This window comes from Psychrobacter halodurans (assembly GCF_017498075.1).
Classification (GTDB): Bacteria; Pseudomonadota; Gammaproteobacteria; order Pseudomonadales; family Moraxellaceae; genus Psychrobacter; species Psychrobacter celer.
Map to the genome: position 1 here is coordinate 1 of NZ_JAGBKN010000062.1, position 594 is coordinate 594.

2 tRNA genes are annotated in these 594 nt (G+C 41.6%); both read left to right on the forward strand.

From position 1 onward, the window contains the following. Positions 1 to 383 precede the first annotated feature (383 nt). Positions 384 to 459, forward strand: a tRNA-Val gene (locus J3491_RS11930). A gap of 49 nt (positions 460 to 508) precedes the next feature. Continuing rightward, a tRNA-Asp gene (locus J3491_RS11935) sits at positions 509 to 585 on the forward strand. Positions 586 to 594: the final 9 nt, after the last annotated feature.

Consider the following 594-nt stretch of genomic DNA (forward strand, 5'->3'; position numbering starts at 1 on the left):
TATAAATTTTCCTTGCGTGCTGTGCCTGCGCCGACAGAGGCTGCGTAAAATTTATCCCAGTCCCACTGTATCGTTTTTATACTGAACTCACTATAACATGGGATAGCGAGCCAAGCTGTGCATCCAGAATGCGTCAATATTAGAAATATCTGTAAATTTTAAAAAATATAAAATTAATAAAAACATAGGTTTGCTGATTATTTTTTTAAAATAAAAGAAAATTATGAAAAAAAGGCAAAATACCGTTTGACAGCCATGTGTAAATCTATATAATACACACCCACAGAGCGCGGCTTTAGTCAGTCAGCTTCTGTTAGAATCTTCCCTTTAAGGAAAATTCTCTTGCGAAGCAAAAATTGCAATGCCATTTTTAACGCTTCTCAGGGTGATTAGCTCAGTTGGTAGAGCGTCTGCCTTACACGCAGAATGTCGGCAGTTCGAGCCTGTCATCACCCACCACTTATTAGCAAGTGGGCCCTTATAAAGGCAAAATGCTAAGACGACCTAAGCAGCGGTAGTTCAGTTGGTTAGAATACCGGCCTGTCACGCCGGGGGTCGCGGGTTCGAGTCCCGTCCGCTGCGCCATATTTAAAA